The organism is Mesorhizobium kamtschaticum, assembly GCF_056174585.1.
Genome location: NZ_CM149691.1, coordinates 6,254,249 through 6,271,219 on the forward strand (window position 1 = coordinate 6,254,249; position 16,971 = coordinate 6,271,219).

The 16,971-nt window shown below is 64.9% G+C and carries 12 protein-coding genes and 2 pseudogenes; all 14 read right to left on the minus strand.

What is annotated here, in order from left to right:
* Nucleotides 1–39: 39 nt before the first annotated feature.
* On the minus strand, nucleotides 40–1,080 hold the full coding sequence (locus AC0V7N_RS31120) for a 2-hydroxyacid dehydrogenase (protein WP_475452009.1): 1,041 nt from the start codon (nucleotides 1,078–1,080) through the stop codon (nucleotides 40–42).
* 10 nt (nucleotides 1,081–1,090) lie between these two features.
* Nucleotides 1,091–2,645, minus strand: a pseudogene (locus AC0V7N_RS31125) (FGGY family carbohydrate kinase).
* Nucleotides 2,645–3,769, minus strand: a complete 1,125-nt coding sequence (locus tag AC0V7N_RS31130) for an ATP-binding cassette domain-containing protein (protein WP_496627489.1) — start codon at nucleotides 3,767–3,769, stop codon at nucleotides 2,645–2,647. The pseudogene AC0V7N_RS31125 and the gene AC0V7N_RS31130 overlap by 1 nt, the downstream one beginning before the upstream one ends.
* Entirely contained in the window at nucleotides 3,766–4,884 is a 1,119-nt protein-coding gene (locus tag AC0V7N_RS31135; RefSeq protein ID WP_027041279.1) for an ABC transporter ATP-binding protein, read from the minus strand. The genes AC0V7N_RS31130 and AC0V7N_RS31135 overlap by 4 nt, the downstream gene beginning before the upstream one ends.
* 2 nt (nucleotides 4,885–4,886) lie before the next feature.
* On the minus strand, nucleotides 4,887–5,744 hold the full coding sequence (locus tag AC0V7N_RS31140; RefSeq protein WP_475452013.1) for a carbohydrate ABC transporter permease: 858 nt from the start codon (nucleotides 5,742–5,744) through the stop codon (nucleotides 4,887–4,889).
* Nucleotides 5,745–5,753: 9 nt separating this feature from the next.
* Complete coding sequence (locus AC0V7N_RS31145; RefSeq protein ID WP_023777019.1) at nucleotides 5,754–6,677, minus strand: carbohydrate ABC transporter permease; 924 nt, start codon at nucleotides 6,675–6,677, stop codon at nucleotides 5,754–5,756.
* Between the two features lie 159 nt (nucleotides 6,678–6,836).
* A complete protein-coding gene (locus AC0V7N_RS31150; RefSeq protein ID WP_475452014.1) occupies nucleotides 6,837–8,282 on the minus strand; it encodes an ABC transporter substrate-binding protein in 1,446 nt (481 codons plus the stop codon).
* Between the two features lie 45 nt (nucleotides 8,283–8,327).
* Entirely contained in the window at nucleotides 8,328–9,302 is a 975-nt protein-coding gene (locus AC0V7N_RS31155; protein ID WP_475452015.1) for a sugar-binding transcriptional regulator, read from the minus strand.
* A 243-nt stretch (nucleotides 9,303–9,545) separates the two neighbouring features.
* Nucleotides 9,546–10,781, minus strand: coding sequence for a VWA domain-containing protein (locus tag AC0V7N_RS31160; RefSeq protein WP_475452016.1), 1,236 nt, complete (start codon nucleotides 10,779–10,781; stop codon nucleotides 9,546–9,548).
* Complete coding sequence (locus AC0V7N_RS31165; protein ID WP_475452017.1) at nucleotides 10,774–13,023, minus strand: DUF5682 family protein; 2,250 nt, start codon at nucleotides 13,021–13,023, stop codon at nucleotides 10,774–10,776. The genes AC0V7N_RS31160 and AC0V7N_RS31165 overlap by 8 nt, the downstream gene beginning before the upstream one ends.
* Before the next feature lie 4 nt (nucleotides 13,024–13,027).
* Nucleotides 13,028–14,105: pseudogene (locus AC0V7N_RS31170) on the minus strand (ATP-binding protein).
* Between the two features lie 31 nt (nucleotides 14,106–14,136).
* A complete protein-coding gene (locus tag AC0V7N_RS31175) occupies nucleotides 14,137–15,564 on the minus strand; it encodes a DUF5691 domain-containing protein (RefSeq protein WP_475452019.1) in 1,428 nt (475 codons plus the stop codon).
* Nucleotides 15,561–16,712, minus strand: a complete 1,152-nt coding sequence (locus tag AC0V7N_RS31180) for an SWIM zinc finger family protein (protein WP_496627490.1) — start codon at nucleotides 16,710–16,712, stop codon at nucleotides 15,561–15,563. The genes AC0V7N_RS31175 and AC0V7N_RS31180 overlap by 4 nt, the downstream gene beginning before the upstream one ends.
* A complete protein-coding gene (locus AC0V7N_RS31185; RefSeq protein WP_496627491.1) occupies nucleotides 16,645–16,947 on the minus strand; it encodes a hypothetical protein in 303 nt (100 codons plus the stop codon). Before AC0V7N_RS31185 ends, AC0V7N_RS31180 begins: the two co-directional genes overlap by 68 nt.
* Nucleotides 16,948–16,971: the final 24 nt, after the last annotated feature.

A 16,971-nucleotide genomic window follows, 5' to 3' on the forward strand; every position in this document is an offset into this window, starting at 1 on the left:
GTGGCCTCGATGCCGATGTGATGCGTCATGGCGGCTGCCTCAGCACGGATTGACCGGAGGCAGTCCGGCGAGATAGCGGCGCACCTCCTCGGCGGCTTGTTCGGCGGCATAGGTGACGGTGCGCACCGAAGCGCCGGCGATGTGCGGCGTCAGCGTCACATTGGGAAGCTGCAGCAAAGGCCAGTCGGCAGGCACCGGCTCGACCGCGAACGTCTCCAGCATGGCGCTGGCGATCTGGCCTGAAACAAGCGCCTCGTAGAGCGCGTCATAGTCGACCAGCGGCCCGCGCGCGGTGTTGACGAAGATCACGCCAGGCTTCATCCGCGCGATGGTGTCCTTGCCGATCAGGCCGCGCGTCTCCTCGGTCACCCGCGAATGCAGCGTGACGACATCGGAGCGGGCAAGGAGATCGTCCAGCGCGACAAGCTCGACGCCGGCATTTCGGTCTTCGGCGCTCAACTGCACATAGGGATCGCTGACCAGGACATGGCAACCGAAGGCACGCAGCAGGCGCACCACCTTCGTGCCGATATTGCCATAACCGACGACGCCGACCGTCATTTCGCTGAGTTCGCGGCCGGTGCGGTCGGCGCGGTAGAGATCGCCGCGCCACTCGCCCTTGCGCAAGGCTTCGTGGCCGACCCGGATCAGCCGCGTCTCGGCCAGGATGGCGCCGATGGTGAACTCGGCGACGGCGGTCGCGTTGCGGCCGGGCACATTGACCACGGTGATGCCGTGCGCCCTGGCAGCAGCCATGTCGATGTTGATCGGGCCGCCGCGCGAGACCGCGACCAGCTTGAGCGCGGGCAGGCGTCGCATCATTCCCTCTGACAGCGGAGCCAACTGGGTGACGAGGATCTCGGCATCGCCGATGAAGTCGACGACCTCGTCGGGATGGCCAAAGTACTCCTTGACCTTGTCGAGGCCGAGCACCGGATTGCCGAATTCCATCGGCTCGTCGGGCCAGGCTGTCTGCAATGTCCTGATGTCGAGGTCGCCAGTCGCGACCGTCTCGATTTTGGCGCGAAACACCTCCGGGAGCATGAAGTTGTCGCCGATGATCGCTATTGTCTTACGCATACTCGACTTCTCAATTTGCCTGCACTGAAGCCATTGCGCGCCAGACCGGCCGCAACGCCTGGTGCGCCAACATGTAGGACGGGGTCATCTTGTCGTAGATCGCGGCGAGGCTGCGGTCGCTCGGCTCGGCCTCGCCAAGCAGCGGCGTCACCCATTCGTCGACGCACGCATCCATGGACGGGTAAAGACCGACGCAGACCGCGGCGATCATTGCCGCGCCCGCCGCGCCCGCTTCCTCGCGCGCGCTGGTGCGAATGTCGGCGCCCACCGCCGCACCCAGGATCTTGCGCAGCGCCGGGCTTCGGGCGGCGCCACCGGTAAGGCGAACTTCGCGCGGCAGAGGCCCCATGGCGGCGTAGCAATCGCGCGCCGCGAAGGCCAAGCCTTCGAAGACGGCGCGGACGAGATCGGCATAGCCGTGCCGCGACGAAATGCCGACGAACCCTGCCCGCGCATTGGCATCGACGAACGGCCCCCGCTCACCCGCCTCCGACACATAGGGCTGGTAGAGCAGCGAGGCCGGCTGCGCGGCCGCGATCCAGGCGTCGACCAGCGCGATCATCTCGCCATTGCTGCGCGAAATGCCTTGCGAGGCGAGAATCCCGGAGGCCAGCCCAAGCACCCAGTCGATGTTGAGCGTCGCCGCCATGTTCGACTGCATCTGCGCGAACACGCCGGGCGCCGGCATTGCCATTGTATAGCCGGTCGCCGCTTCGTTGAGCTGCACATCGTCGGGGGTCTCGGCCAGCCGCATATGCATGCCGGTGGAGCCGATGATCGAGCAGCCGGGTTTGCGCTCGCGATCGAGCAGGCCGGCACCGAGCGCGGTGCAGACGACGTCGACATAGCCAAGCACCACCGGCGTACCAGCCAGCATTCCGGTGGCGTCGGCGGCTGCCTGCGACAGCCCGGTGCTGTGCCTGGTGCCATCGACGATCGGCGGCAGCAGATGCCTGAGATCGGCGACGCCAAGCACGTCGAGCACCTCGTCGCTATAGTCGCGGGTGTGGAAATCGCCGAAGGTGAATGTTCCCTCGGACGGATCGGTGGCGCGTTCGCCGGTCAGCCTGAAATAGAGCCAGTCCTTGCAGTGGAAGGCGGTCGCCGCCTTGCCGAGCATTTCGGGCATGGTGCGCTTCATGAAGACGAATTGCGAACCCTGCTGGCAGGCGGCGAGACCGCTGCCGGTCTTTTCGAAGCGGAGCCGGTCCTCGGGCCGCGCGCGGGATTTCTTCGACGACGGCGGCGGCGCGCGCGTCGAGCCAGAGCCAGCCCTTGGCCACCGGCTCGCCCTTGTCGTCGATCAGCCAGGTGCCGTCGCCTTGCCCGGTGACCGCGATCGCCACCGTCCGGTTGGCAAGGTCCGGCATCTTGTCGGCGAGTTGGCGCAAGGTTGTAGCGGCATCGCTCCATGTGCGCGCCAAATCCTGTTCGGCGCCGCCGCCCGGCAGCGTTTCATAGTGGTTCGGCAGTGCTGCGGCGGCGATCTGCCGGCCGGCCGTGTCGAAGGCTATGGATTTGATGACGGAGGTGCCGGCATCGATGCCGATCATGACGTCGCGCATCAGGCAAGCTCCATGCCGTGCGAGATCGCCTCACCGCTCGCCTGGTCGAAGACATGCAAGTTCTTCGGATCGATGCTGACATTGATCGGCGCACCAAGGTCGAGGCGGGTGCGGTCATGTTCGACGAGAACCAGCGAGCCGCCGGCGAAGTCGGCGGCGATATGGGTCTGGTCGCCGAGCCATTGGTTGGCCGAAACCCTGGCGGGAACACCCTCCTTCGAGCGCCGGACCGCGTAGGGCCTGATGCCGATGACGACCCGCTCGCGGCTGAGCAGTTGATCGCGAACCGGAGCGCTGAAGGCGTCCTTGTCGTAGTCGAGCGACAGGCCGTCGGGCAGCCTGAGATTGATGCGGCCGGCGGCGGTCCCGACATAAGCCTCGAAGACGTTCATCGGCGGTTCGCCGACAAAGGTGCCGGTGAACAGGTTCGCCGGGCGCTCCTTGATTCGGTCCGGCGTGTCGAACTGCTGCAACACGCCGCCTTCCATCACCGCGATGCGGTCGGCAAGCGCATTGGCCTCGGTCTGGTCGTGGGTGACCAGGATCGCGGTCAGGCCGCGCTCCTTGATGAAGTGCTTGATGCGGCCACGCAATACGGCGCGCAGCTGCGGTTCGAGCTGCCCCATCGGCTCGTCCAGGAGATGCAGGTCGGCCTCGCGGATCAGCGCCCGGCCAAGGCTGGCGCGCTGCTGCTGACCGCCGGAGATGGAGCTGGGGTAGCGCTCCAGTATGTCCTCGATCTCGAGCAGTTTGGCGATGCTGGCGACCTTGGCGTCGACCTCGGCCTTCGGCAGCCTCGCCGCCTTGAGCGCGAAAGCCATGTTCTCGCGCACGGTCAGCGGCGGATAGAGCGAGTAGCCTTCGAACGCCATCGCCACATTGCGCTTGACCGGCGCCAGAGTGTGCACCTTGCGGCCGGCGACGGCGATCTCGCCGCGCGACACGTCCTCGAAACCGGCGATCATGCGCAGCGTCGAGGTCTTGCCGCAGCCCGACGAACCGAGCAGGGCGACGATCTCGCCCTTGGCGATTGCCATGGTCAGGTTCTTGACGGCGTGCACGCCCCGGTCGATCGGACCATAGAACTTGTCGACACCTGAAATGGTGAGTGCGCTCTGGCTCATGCCGCTTCTCCATTGCGCAAAGCAACGACGTTCTTCGAACCGATGCGCTCGCCGCTGGCGTGATCGAACAGCAAGGCGCTCTTGCCGTCGACGGCGATATGGGCCTTGCCCTCGCTGCGCCCCGGCGTTCCGGCCGGGCGCGAAACCAGGATCTCGCGACCGCGCACGGTGCGCACCAGCGTGACGATCTTTTCGTTGAGCGGCGTTTCGGCCTCGACCGTCACCGGAATGGCGCCGGGGGTGCTTTCCTCAACGAAGCTCAACGCTTCCGGCCGCAAGCCGATCACACAGTCGCGGCCGACCGCCGTGTCGTAAGCGCCTGCCAGATGGACCTGGACATTGGAGAGGCCGACATAAATCCCCCTGCTATCCCGCGCGGGCTTGACGTCGAGCAGGTTGATGGTCGGGTCGCCGAACAGCCGCGCGATCTCGATATTGGCCGGCTCGCGATAGATCTGCTCGGGCGTGCCGAGCTGCCTGATGACGCCTTGCGACATGACAGCGATGCGGTCGCCGAGCGCCATGGCTTCCTTGTAGTCCTGGGTGACGTAGACGACGGTGGCGCCGCGATCGGCAAGCAGGCGCGGCAGCTCGAGCCGCATCTCGAAGCGCAGCTTGGCGTCGACATTGCGCAAGGGATCGTCGAGCAGCAGAAGCGGCGGCGAGCCGACCAGGGCGCGGGCGAGTGCCGTGCGTTGCTTCTGGCCGTTGGAGAGCGCGCGCGGCTTGTGGGAGAGCACATGGGCGATCTTCAACAGCTTGGCGACGCTCTCGACGCCGGCCTTGATGGCGCCTTGCGAGGAACGCTTGGCCTCCAGCGGCGTGGCGATGTTGTCGAAGGCGGTCATATGCGGAAACAGCGCGAAATTCTGGAACGCCATGCCAATGCCACGGAACTCCGCATCGACATCGGTCATGTCGTCGCCGCCAATGAATATCTTGCCCTCATCCGGATCGATGACGCCGGCAACGAGCCTAAGCAGCACCGTCTTGCCGGCGCCGGACGGACCGAACAGCACAAGGGTTTCGCCATCGGCCACGGTCAACGACAGATTGTCGAGGACAGTCTGGCTCTTGTAGCGCTTGACGATGTTTCTGAGTTCGAGGCTGGCCATATCTATCCTTTCACCGCACCGAGCGAGAGGCCTTCGACCAGATAGCGCTGTGCATAGAGGGCGAGCGCCAGCGTCGGCGTGATCGAGAGCACGATGGCCGCCGAGATCTGGCCGTACTGGATACCCGAGGAGGTGATGAAGGCAAGCGCGCCGACCGTCACCGGCTGCTTGTCGGCCGAGGCCAGCACCAACGCGAAGACGAAATTGTTCCAGGCGAAGATGAAGGCAAGCAGGCCGGCGGCTGCGATGCCGGGGCCGGCGAGCGGCAGCGCGATCTTGCGGAAGGTGGCGAACCAGGAATGGCCGCCGATGCGATAGGCATATTCGATGTCGGCGGGAATATCCTCGAAATAGCCGCGCACGATCCACAAGATCAGCGGCAGGCAGATCAGCTGGTAGACCCAGATCAGCCCGATATAGGTGTTGGCGAGCCCAAGCTTCTGGAAATAGAGGGTGAGCGGCAACAGCACCAGGAGCGCCGGCGCGAACTTGAACGACAGCAGCGTGAACGCGATGTCCTCCGAGCCGCGAAACTTGTGCCGCGCGAAGGCGTAGGCCGCCGGCACGCCAAGCAGCAGCGCGACCGCCACCGAGGTTGTCGACAGGAACACCGAATTCCAGAGGTTGCGCATGAAGGCGATGTCGAGCGTGCCGGCGGCGGTGATCAGCTTGCCGGTGATCAACGCCGTGTAATTGGCGAGCGTCGGCTCGAAGATCAGCTGCGGCGGAATGCGCAAAATGGTCTCGTTGGTCTGGAACGACATCATGAAGATCCAGACGATCGGGAACATGAAGAAGATCACGACCAGCGTCAGTGCCACGCCGCGCAGGATGCGTTCGAGAAGCGAGGTGTGTTCCATCCCGGCCTCCTATGCCTGGCCACGGGCGCGTTCGCGCAGCCGCAGCCAGTTCTTGATGAAGATGTTGGAGAGGAAATAGGTGATCGCCCACAGGATGATCATCAGCGCCGCCGAGCGGCCGACATTGGTCGACTGGAAGAAGTTGAGATAGGCCTCGACCTGGAACACGGTCAGCGTGTCGCCCGGTCCGCCTTGGGTCATGGCGTAGATGATATCGAACTGCTGGATGGAATCGAGCAGGCGAAACAAAGTCGCGGTCAGGATGTAGGGCGTCAGCATCGGCAGCGTGATGCGGAAGAAGACGAAACTCCTCGGCACGCCATCGAGGGCCGCCGCTTCGAAGGGCTGCGTCGGCAGGCTGCGCAGGCCGGCGAGCAGCAGGATCATGATGAAGGGCGTGTAAACCCAGATGTCGACGAGCACGACGGTGAACAGCGCTGTCGACGGTGACGACGCCCAGCGGAAATCCTGCAGCCCGATCAGGCTGGCGAGATAGCTGAGCACACCGAAGCCGGGATTGGTCATCAGCTTCCACATCAGCGCGGCAAGTGCGGGCGCCGTCATCAGCGGCATCAACAGCATGATCGAGATGAAATTGTTCAGCGTCGAGCGCTTCTGCAGCAGCAGGGCGATGGCGAGGCCGAGCAGCAGTTCCAGCACGACGGTGGTGCCGGCATAGAGCAGCGACACCTTCAGCGTGTTCCAGAATTTCGGGTCGGTGAAGAAGGAGATGTAGTTGTCGCCCCAGTTGAATTGCCGCGCCCAGGGCTGGCTCAGCCGGTAGCGCTGGAACGAGTAGACGACCGAGGTCAGGAACGGGATCAGAATGCCGATGCAGACGAGCAAGGCCGGCAGGCTGAGCACATAGGGCAGCACCCGCTTGCTGATCCTGAAGCCGGATGGCTTGGGCCTTTGCGATACCACCGCAGTCATCGAGCTGCTCCGTTGTTGCTGTCGCTTAGCCCTGCCGGCCGCCTAAGGGAGCAAGGCGACCGGTCGGGCGAAATAGCGGCCACCTTCCGGCACCGCATCGCAAACGTCAAAAGGTGTGACGGGGGCCGGTCCGCCAAGCAGGCCGGCCCTCGTAGCGACTTAACCGAGGCCGGCTTCCTTGAGCTGGCCGTTGATGCTTTCGGCGAGCTTGTCGAGACCCTCGTCGACCGGCACTTCCTTGGCCACCATCTTCTGCAGCGTCGCCGCCCATTCGGTGGTGAGGTCGAAGAACAGCGGCTGTGCCGTGAACTTGATCGAGGCGCCCGGCGCCGAGGCGTCGAACATCTCGACATAGCCCGGATAGCTCTTGTTCAGCTTGTCGCGGAACCCCTGGTCCTTCCAGACCGACTGGCGGACGGGATTGACGAAGTCCATCTTGGTCGCTCCGAACAACCCATGCTCCGGCCCGGAGGCCCATTGCATGAAGTACCAGGTGGCGTCCTTGTCCTTCGAGAAGTTGGACATTGCCAGCGACCAGATCCAGATGTTGGGTGTCGCCGCCTTGGCTGCCGGATTGGCCTTGAAGTTCGCGAAAGCGAGCTTGCCGGCCATCTTGTTGTCGCCGCCATTCATGAAATAGCCGAGGATATCGGCGTCGAAGATCATCGCCGAGGCGCCGGCGCCGAGATCGGTACCGACCTGGTACCAGGTGTAGGTCGACCAGTCCTTGGGGCCGCTCTCCTGGATCATCTGCACCCACTGCTTGTGGAAGGCCTTGGATCCGGCGGTGTTCATGGCGGCCGACAGTTTGCCGTCGGCCGACACGTTCAGATCCTTCTGGTCGAAATTGGCATAGGCCGACAGGAAGCCCGGATGGATCGTCGCCCAGGAGCGCGAGCCACGCACGCCGATGCCGTAGACGCCGCCACCGACATCCTTGGTGAGCTTGGCCGCCGCGGCAACCATCTCGTCCATGTTGCCGGGAATGGCGACGCCGGCCTTGTCGAACATCGCCTTGTTGTAGGTGATGTTGTTCTGTTCAAAGCCCCACGGAATGCACCACTGCTTGGCGTCGTCCGAACCCAGCGCGCCGCCTGGCTTGCCATTCCAGGCACAGGAGTTCTTGACGCCGGGCAGGAAGTCGTCCCAGGCGTATTTCGGGTTGGTCTTGGCCGGATCCTTGATCCATTCGTTGAGGTCGGTGATCCAGCCGGCCGGGCCGTAGGTCCAGGTCATGTAGGCGCCGGTCATGAAGGCATCGTATTCGGGCGAGCTTGCCGAAAGTGCTGCCGTGACCTTGTCGAAATAGACGTCTTCAGGAAACACGTCGTAGACGACTTCCATGCCGGTCAGTTTCTTGAAGTTTTCGAGATCGGCGATCATCGCATCGGCATAGGGATGCTTGTTGAGCAGGAGCTTGATGGTCTTGCCCTTATGCGCCTGCCAGTCGAAATCCGCGGCCAGCGCCCGGGTCTGTCCCAGGTTGAGCAGGGTACCGGCGGTGCCGGCGGCAAGGCCCATCGCACCCAGGCCCTTGATCAGCCCGCGACGGTCGACTTGTCCGCGCAGGAAGGCGTCAATGAGGTCTTTCTCTTTCTCATGCATTTCGTTTTCTCCTCCACAGGGTAGTTTCAACCAAACTGATACCGGCTACCCGACCGGCGTCTCTTCCACGAGCGATCGCGCCGTCCGCTCGTCTGTTATCAGGCCCTTGAGATAGCGGCCCTCCAGCACCGACTTGATAGCGCGAACCTTGATCTTGCCGCCGGCGACGGCGACGATGCGGCGGCTGGCAATGTCCTCGCGCGTCAAGGCCAGCGCCCGGTCGGAAACGGTCGTCGCCACCGCCTTGCCGGCCTCGTCGAAGAAATGGCCGAGCAATTCGCCGACGCCTCCATTGCGGCGGATCTCCTCCATCTCGCCCTTTTCGATCATGCCGGTGGCAACCAGCGACGCCTCGCGTTCGGCGGTGCCGATGCCGGCGAACAAAAGGTCGGCGGATTTGGCGAGATCGAAGACCTCGCTGATGCCTTTCTGCCCAAGCAGGACGGTGCGGTCCTCCGCCGTGTTGGCGAACATCGGCACCGGCATGACATAGGCTTCAGCGCCGGTGCGTTCGGCCAGGCGGTGGATGACATCGTGCGGGTTGGCCGAGAATTTCCGCGTCAGGCCGCCGAGCAGCGAGACGAAGCGAATCTTGTCGGTCGAGGTGCGCGGCAGATATTCCACGCAAGCTGCCAGCGTGCGACCATGGCCGACGCCGATCAGCGCCTCCTCGCCGCGCTCGATCTCGCGCTTGAGGAACTGCGCGCCGGCAATGCCGAGCGCCTTGAGCGGCAGATCCTCGGAATCGAAGTCCGGAACCACCTCGCAATAGTCGAGGCCGTAGCGGCGGGACAGCTCGTCCTCAAGCTCGACGCATTCCGACACTTCGCCGTCGATATAGACCTTCACCAGCCCTTCCTGGTTGGCCTTGGTGATGAGGCGATGGGCCTTGAGGCTGGTCAGCCCCAGCCGCTTGGCAACCTCGGACTGGGTGAGCCCGCCGGCATAGTGAAGCCACGCGGCACGTGTCGCCATGCTGGTTTCATCGTCGCGCAGGAGACCGTTGCCGAACCCTACCATTTCCACCCTTTGATATTTTTATCAGTTGATGCAAAATTTTTCACAAGGCGCGATCAGAGTCAAGCGACCGCTTGGCACAAATCACGACATGACGGCCGAAGCAGGCTTCGGTCGTCTGTCTGGCGATGTCAGTGAATGGTGATGCGAGGAGCCGCATCCGGCGTGCAGGTCAGCATCGCCGGCTCTTCAAGCCCGGTTTTGGATTGCCGCTTTTGATTACGCTAGGCGCGTGAAGAGCGCGTTTTACGCGCCGGCCTCGGGACTGTCGGTCTCGGCACGAACCAATTTGATGTCGGCCCCGGCCGCCCATGCGCCGATATCCTCGCGCCGCAAGGCCGCCGCCATCATGTCTGGAAACAGATCCGGCGTGCAGGCGAAGACCGGAATGCCGAGCGCTGCCACCGAGCCTGCCATCTTCGGGTCATAACCCGGCCTGCCCTGATCGGTCAGCGCCAGCAGCACCACGACATTGACGCCGGAGCGAACCAGTGCCGCCAGCCGCTGCAGCAATTCCTGGCCGTTGCCGCCTTCATAGAGGTCGGTGATCAGCACCATATGCGACTTGGTCGGCCGTTCGATGCGGTCGGCGCAATAGGCGACGGCCTGGTTGATGTCGGTGCCGCCGCCGAGCTGTACGCCGAACAGGACTTCGACGGGGTCGCTGAGCTCCTCGGTCAGGTCGACGATGGCCGTGTCGAAGCAGACGAGCTTGGTGCGCACCACCGGCAAGGAGGCCATCACCGCGGCGAAGATCGAAGCGTAGATCACCGAACTTGCCATCGAGCCCGACTGGTCGACGCACAGCACGACCTCGTCCAGATCGACCAGCCTGCGCTGCTTGCGCATGAAGCCGACCAGCTTCTCCGGCACGATGGTCTTGTGCTCGGGCTGGTAATGGCGAAGGTTGGCCGAGATGGTGCGCGGCCAGTCGATGTCGCGCTGGCGTGGGCGGTTGGTGCGCTGCGACCGGTCGAGCGCGCCACGGATCGCCTCGGCTGTCTTCTGTTCCAGCCGCTGCATCAGCTTGGCAACGATGTCGGCGATGATGGTGCGGGCGATATCCTTGGTCTTGGCCGGCATGACCGAGCGCAGCGAGATCAGGTCGGCGACGAGATTGACGTCGGCCTCAATCGCCTTGAGGAATTCCGGCTCCATCAGCATCTGCTTCAAATTGAGCCGCTCAAAGGCATCCTTCTGGACGATCTGGACGACCTGGGCGGGAAAGAACGATCTGATATCGCCCATCCACTGCGCCACCTTCGGCGCCGAGCGACCAAGCCCGCCGCGCCGCTTGCGCGGATCGGCAGCCGCATCGCCGGCGCCATCGCCATAGAGTGCATCGAGCGCCGCCGACAGCCGCTTGTCGGTATCGGACAGCGCTGAAGAGGTTTCGTCATCGGCGCCGATCGCCAGGCGCCAGCGGCGCTCCCGTCCGTCGCCGGCCGGCTCGGTTTCGCTGATGTCGGCCTCGTCATCCATTGCCATTCTCGCTCATCAGCAAGGGTCCAAGCCGTTCCAGATGCCGGCGCCAGGCCTCGTCGCCGCCGGGCGTCGGTGTCAGCCCCACTGGCAGGCGCCTGGCGCGGCCGAGGACTGCCTCGATCAGCCGCCGCCGCTCCATCGAGTCCAGATGCGAAAAAACCCGGCGCAGCAGTGGCAGATGCGCGATGAAAGCGTCTTCGTCGAGCGATTTGAGCCAGGCATCGACCGCTCCGCGCAGGCCCTCGTCATAGATCAGCCGCTGACCGGCGGTGCTGAAGAAGCCCTCGAAGAACCCTGCGGCCTCGGCGACCGGCGTGCCCGGCGACAGGCGCCGCGCGATCAGGCCTGCCGCGGCGTCGGCGGACAGATGGCCGGCCTCGTAAAGCAGATGCGCGGCACAGCCGGCCACCAGCGCCGTCGATCGCGATCCGTCGAGCACGGCCGCCAATCCATTGCGCCAGGCGTCCAGCACGTCCTGTTCCGGCTCGACCAGCTTGATCGCCTCGTCGGCCCTGCGCATGGCGCCGACCAGCGCCGTCGAAGCCTGGGCATCGAGGTCGCGGGCGGCATAGGGAAGCGCGATGCCGCCTTCGACGATCAGCCGCTCCAGCAGACCGGACAGGCGGGCCGTTTCGGTCTTGCGGGCTTCGCCATAGCGGATGATGTCGGCAAGCGGCGGCACCGATGCCAGGATTTCCAGGCATTCGCTGCTGCGCGCCGCCCGCTCCTCCAATGTGGCCAGCCCTGCCGTCGAGGCTTCCGACAGGTTGGCCGTGATGGCACCTTGAACCAGTGCCGCCAGTGCATCGAGCGATGTCGCTGCGGAAATCATCTGGATCAGCCGGCCATTGGCCGCCTTTTCGATGGTTGGCCCATGGACCAAGTTCTCGACCAGGCGAACGGCATATTCCGGCTCCCACGCCAGCGTCCAGCGCTCGCGAAACGTGCCGCGGCTGCGGCCGCTGTCGGTCAGTCTGCCCCAATGCACGCCAAGCACGTTCAGCCGGTGCAGCAGGGTCGAGCGGAACAGCCCGCTGTCGCTGCGCAGGTCGACCGACAGTTCGCGCGCCAGCGCCTCGGGCTTCAGCCGCGCCGCCTTCTGGTTGCGTTGCAGATCCTCGATCAGCGGCGCCAGCGGGGTGTCGGGTGGAATTTCACCGACATCGGCGCCCAGCAGCAGTTCGGCTTCGACCAGCGCCCACAGCACCGCTTCGCCGTTGAACAGAGCGGCAATCGCTGCATCGCGCAATTCCTCGAAGCCAGGCTTTGGCCGCTCGCGGATCACGGCCAGCGTACGAGCCAACCTTTCGGCTTCGATCAGCGAGGCGGTCGAGACCATGTGTCCCTTTGCCCGCAGCACTGCGGCGATCATGGCGAGCCACAGGATTGCGGCGTCGTGGCGGCCCCGCGTGCGCCACAGATGCTTGCACCAGCCGGGCGCGACGACACCGGCGCCATAACCGAAGCCGAGCGCCAGGCGCGGCCCGGTCCATGGCGCCCAGGTCATCGTGCTCTTGCGCCGGGCCAGCCCCTTGAGCAGGGCCTGGTCTTCCTTGAGCGGACGCGTCGCCTGCAGTGCCGGCACATGGAAGGCGCCGCAGACGACAGCGATCGACCCGTCGAATTCCTTGCGCGCGGCGGCGATTTCAAGCCGCATATGGGCTTCGCGTTTTGCCTCGAATTCGGCAAGCGGACCTTCGCCCTGGCGCAGCGTCGTCATCGCATCGGCTATTGCGGCGAAGATGGGACCCGGCTCAGGATTCTGCTCGATGATGTCGGCCCACCAGCTCTCGCCATCTTCATAGCCGGCGGCCTGCGCCAGGGTTCCAATCGGGTCACGCAGATGCGGTGCCGTCTCGGTCTCGACGGTGACCTCCGTCCCGTCGGCATCGGCTATTTCCGTGGCCTCAGCCGGTGCGACCCGGGCCGAAGACGGCAGGTCGATGAACCGGACCGTCGCGTTGTTGGCGACGGCCCACAGCGTCGCCTGATATTCCGGCGAGAACTCGGCAAACGGCCAAAAACTCGTCGAGGCCGGATCGTCTTCGGGATAGCACAGCAGCGCCACCGGCGGCTGCATTTCGGGGTGGGCGAGCAAGGGCAGCAGCGCCGAGGCATCGGCCGGCCCTTCGATCAGCACGGCGATCGGTTTCAACTCCTGCAGCGCCTGCACCAGGCTGGCGGCGGAGCCGGGCCCGTGATGGCGGATGCCGAAATAGGAAACGTCGCCTGATGCCATGGCGTCAGATCGCTGCGTTCAAGGCCGCGTAATAGCCGGCATAATCGGGTCGCTTCTTGAGCACGGTCTCCAGATATTCCTCCAGCACCAGTTTGTCCTGCACCGGATCTTTCACGATCGCGCCGACAAGGCTGGCCGCCAGACCTTCGGCGCCGAGCTTGCCGCTGTCGAACCAGGCCGCCTGGCTGAGGCCGCCAACCATGGTGGCGATCGCCTCGGCCGTGGACAGCGAACCGGACGGCGTCTTCAACGTCACCTTACCGTCGGCTGTCGCACCCGAGCGCAATTCGCGAAAAATGGTCAGTACACGGGCGATCTCCTCGCCGACATTCTTCGGCACCGGCAGGTCGAGACCGCCAGCCATCTCGCCGACGCGCTTGGAGACGATCGCCACTTCCTCCGCCATGTCTTCAGGCAAGGGCAGCACGACGACATTGAAGCGGCGCTTCAGCGCCGAGGACAGCTCGTTGACGCCCTTGTCGCGATTGTTGGCGGTGGCGATGATGTTGAAACCGCGCTGCGCATAGATCGAGGTGTTGAGTTCCGGGATCGGCATCATTTTTTCGGACAGCACGGTGATCAGCGTATCCTGCACGTCCGAGCCCATGCGCGTCAGTTCCTCGAGGCGGCAGAGCTTGCCGTCCTGCATGGCGCGGTAGAGCGGCGTCGGCACCAGCGCGTCCTGGCTGGGGCCCTTGGCCAGAAGCTGCGCGTAGTTCCAGCCATAGCGGATCTGGTTCTCGTCGGTGCCGGCCGTGCATTGCACGATCAGCGTCGAGTCGCCCATGATGGCGGCGGCGAGATGTTCCGACACCCAGGATTTGGCGGTGCCGGGAACACCGAGCAGCAACAGGGCGCGGTCGGTGGCGAGCGTCGCCACGGCGGTTTCCATCAGCCGGCGCCGGCCGACATCTGGGCGTTATCAGCGTGCCGTCGTCGGCCTTTCCGCCAAGCAGATAGGTCAGCACCGCCTTTGGCGACAGGCTCCAGCCGGCGGGCCTTTGCCGGTCGTCGTTGCGCGCGAGCGCTTGCAATTCGCCGGCGTAGGCCTGCTCGACCGGAAGACGGATGGCTGCGTTCATTTGCTGTTCTCCGGATTGATCATGTGATGGTTCAAGGCGCGGTCAGGGATGCGTTGAGGCGCAGAAGACCGAGCGAAGGTGCTGCCGGCGCCATACCGGCCGCGACGACATCGCCGATCAATTTTTCCGCCGCCGCCGCTGTGGCGAGAAAGCCCAGCGTTTCCAGAAGCTGGTCGACGCCGCGCTTCACGGCGTCATCGTTTCCCGCGACAGCGGCGCGCAGCGCCGGCAGCGTCTTGCCGTTCGTCAGGTCGGCCCAGTCCAGCCAGCCTGCTTCGACGCCCTCGGCCAGGCTGAGCGCACCGAGATATTGCGTGTCCTTCAGGATCAGCCTGACCAGGACACGCTGCCGGCGACTGTCCAGGCGCGGCATCAAATGCAGGACGAAAAGCGCCGGTTTGCCGCCCTCAGCGACAAGCGTATCGGCCATGTGCGTGACCGCGGTGTCACTGCCCGACGCGGCGACCATGCGGGCGACAAGGATATCGACGTGGTTGTCGGCGCCGAACTGCCACGCGCCGATGAAGTCGGATTCGGTGACGCCGAAGCGCGCGGCAAGATCGACCAGGTTGCAGGTCTCGAACAATTCGGCGCGGCGTCGTTCCTGCGCCGGCGATCTCAGTGTTGCCGGCGTGTAGGTGGTGCGGCGGCGGATGAAGCCGGATTTGCCTTCCGTGATGAAGGCGGCGAGTTCGGCCGTGGGATTTTCCGGCCCGCCATCGCCTGGCTGGCCAAGCTGCCCCAACCGCGCCAGCAGCCGGCCGGCCAATTCGCGCACCTTGCCGGAACGATCGGCGGACAGGCTCTTCAGGAAGGGCACGTCATCGGCCCCCAGGCCGAAATGCATGAGTGCTATGAACGCAAGCCTGATCTCCGCCGGCTCGGCCGATCCCTTGGTCTCGATCAGTTGCCGGGCTACAGCCGGCGCGGTGCGGCGCATATCGGCCAGCGCACTGCGGCGCGCGGCGGGATAGAAATCGTCCCAATTCTGCGCCGTCAGTTGCTCACGTCTCGTGTGTTTTTCGCCATCCACGCCAGCCTGCCAGTCGATCCACGGCGCATAGACGTCCGGACTGGTCTGATCCGACGCGGCCGGCATCCAATCCATCGGATGCAGCACGAAGCCGCGGCTGGCGACGAGCGCCACCACACGCGACTTGCCTCTCGCGTCGACGGCGTGCTTCAGCGCCGCCCGCAACAGCGGCCGCAACCGCTCAGGCAGCATCGGCAAGGCAAGTTCAGGCAGCGGCGGGCGCCGCTTCAGCGTCTTTGGTGCTGCCGGCCGCAAGGCAATTTCGAGGGCTTGCGCGGCGATTGCCAGCAGCCGGCGCTCACGCTCGTCGGGGTTTGCGCCAGCGGCGATGTCCTTCCAGGCGGCCGGAGCCAGGTCAAAGCTGGTGCCGCCGGTGATCCAGCAATCGCGCATGGTCGCGAGACCCGTCTGCTCGATCTCGTTCACGACAGATCTAGCCTCCCGAACCCGCTTTGCGCCGCCAGCAGATGAAGTCGGCTGCCGCTCCAAAGCGCTGCCGTTGCCACGAGGTCCAGCCCAAGTAGCGTCGGGTTCACGGTATCGGCGATCGGCAAGGCGATGCCGTGCGGATCATCGGCGGACTGCCACCAGGCATCGCCGCGATCGTCGAGCAGGATCGCGCCGGGCGGCAGCATGACGGGACAGTCGGTGAGCCAGGGGGCCGTGTCCTGGTGAGCGACATGGGCGGCGAGCGGATCGGCCGCGTCAAAGCCGAAATCCGGCCATTGCCCTGACGATACATCGCCCTTGCGCTCGACCACCAGCGCCCGCAGCGGCTGGCGTGCCGGATAAAAGACCAGCCTTGCATCGAAGCGATCGCCCGGCGTGAACGCGTTGGACCGACGGCCGGCGGAGGCCGGGAAATAGTCGAGCAGCAGGGCGAATCGCGGACTGGCGCTGTTCAGATCGAGCAGCCAGGTCGAATGGCTGACAAGACCATCGCGGCGCGTCTCGATCTTCTCGCCGAGCACCTCCCAGACGCTGTCGACCTGGATCGCGTCGGAATTGGCAAGAACTTGCTCGCGGCTTTCCGAAGTCGATACCAGCCGCCGCAGCTCGGCGTCGTCAGGTGTCGATCGCCAGGCCTTGGCCAGCAGCACAAGCTTTCCGAGCTCGCGGATCGCGGCGTCCGGCCGTTCCTCGCTGCGCAGCCCCATCAGCCGGGATGGAATCTCGTCGATGCGGCCGGCAAGCGCTGTCGCCTTCATGTCGACCAGCCGCGCGGCGATGCGGCGGCAACGATCGCTGCTGTTGTCGACAAAACCGGCAAGGCCAAGCCGCAGCTGATCCGATATCCATTGATCGAGCTCGTCCAGTGCGGCCGAAACGGCGGAACGCGTATCCTGGGCGCGTTTGCGCTGCGCGGCCTCGCGGCGCTCGACCGTGGCGGCATCCTCGACAACGGCGCTTTCATCATCGCGCGAGGCCTCGCCAATGCTCTTGCCTCCCGCACCAGGCGCCGGTGCGGCAGGCTGCGAGCTGGTTTTCCGGCGACGACCGAGCCAGTCATTCACCCATTCCGGCGTCGAGCCGGCGGCGGTGAAACTGGCTGGCGTGGTGGCAGCGATCCACATCAGCGCCAATGTGTGCTTGCAGGGAAATTTTCCGCGACGGACAGGTGCATTTGTAGCCGTGGTCGCCGGTGTCGACGATCACGCGATAAGGGTTGGAGCCGGAGCCCTGGCATTCTCCCCAGATGAGCGCCAGCTGCTCGTTCTTTTCGAGCCGGGGCCAGTTCGATTGCTTGGTCAACTTGGAAGCCGAGCTCAGCGACGCCTGGTCAGGCGCGAGCGCTTCGATGGTTTTCAAGTCAAATTCCAAGCCGCGCCTCTC

Coding starts and splice junctions, on each gene's coding strand:
- AC0V7N_RS31155 (WP_475452015.1), bottom strand. CDS start 9,302: ATGGTAGGGTTCGGCAACGGTCTCCTGCGCGACGATGAAACCAGCATG.
- AC0V7N_RS31180 (WP_496627490.1), bottom strand. CDS start 16,712: ATGTGGATCGCTGCCACCACGCCAGCCAGTTTCACCGCCGCCGGCTCG.
- AC0V7N_RS31160 (WP_475452016.1), bottom strand. CDS start 10,781: ATGGATGACGAGGCCGACATCAGCGAAACCGAGCCGGCCGGCGACGGA.
- AC0V7N_RS31145 (WP_023777019.1), bottom strand. CDS start 6,677: ATGACTGCGGTGGTATCGCAAAGGCCCAAGCCATCCGGCTTCAGGATC.
- AC0V7N_RS31150 (WP_475452014.1), bottom strand. CDS start 8,282: ATGCATGAGAAAGAGAAAGACCTCATTGACGCCTTCCTGCGCGGACAA.
- AC0V7N_RS31130 (WP_496627489.1), bottom strand. CDS start 3,769: ATGAGCCAGAGCGCACTCACCATTTCAGGTGTCGACAAGTTCTATGGT.
- AC0V7N_RS31140 (WP_475452013.1), bottom strand. CDS start 5,744: ATGGAACACACCTCGCTTCTCGAACGCATCCTGCGCGGCGTGGCACTG.
- AC0V7N_RS31165 (WP_475452017.1), bottom strand. CDS start 13,023: ATGGCATCAGGCGACGTTTCCTATTTCGGCATCCGCCATCACGGGCCC.
- AC0V7N_RS31135 (WP_027041279.1), bottom strand. CDS start 4,884: ATGGCCAGCCTCGAACTCAGAAACATCGTCAAGCGCTACAAGAGCCAG.
- AC0V7N_RS31120 (WP_475452009.1), bottom strand. CDS start 1,080: ATGCGTAAGACAATAGCGATCATCGGCGACAACTTCATGCTCCCGGAG.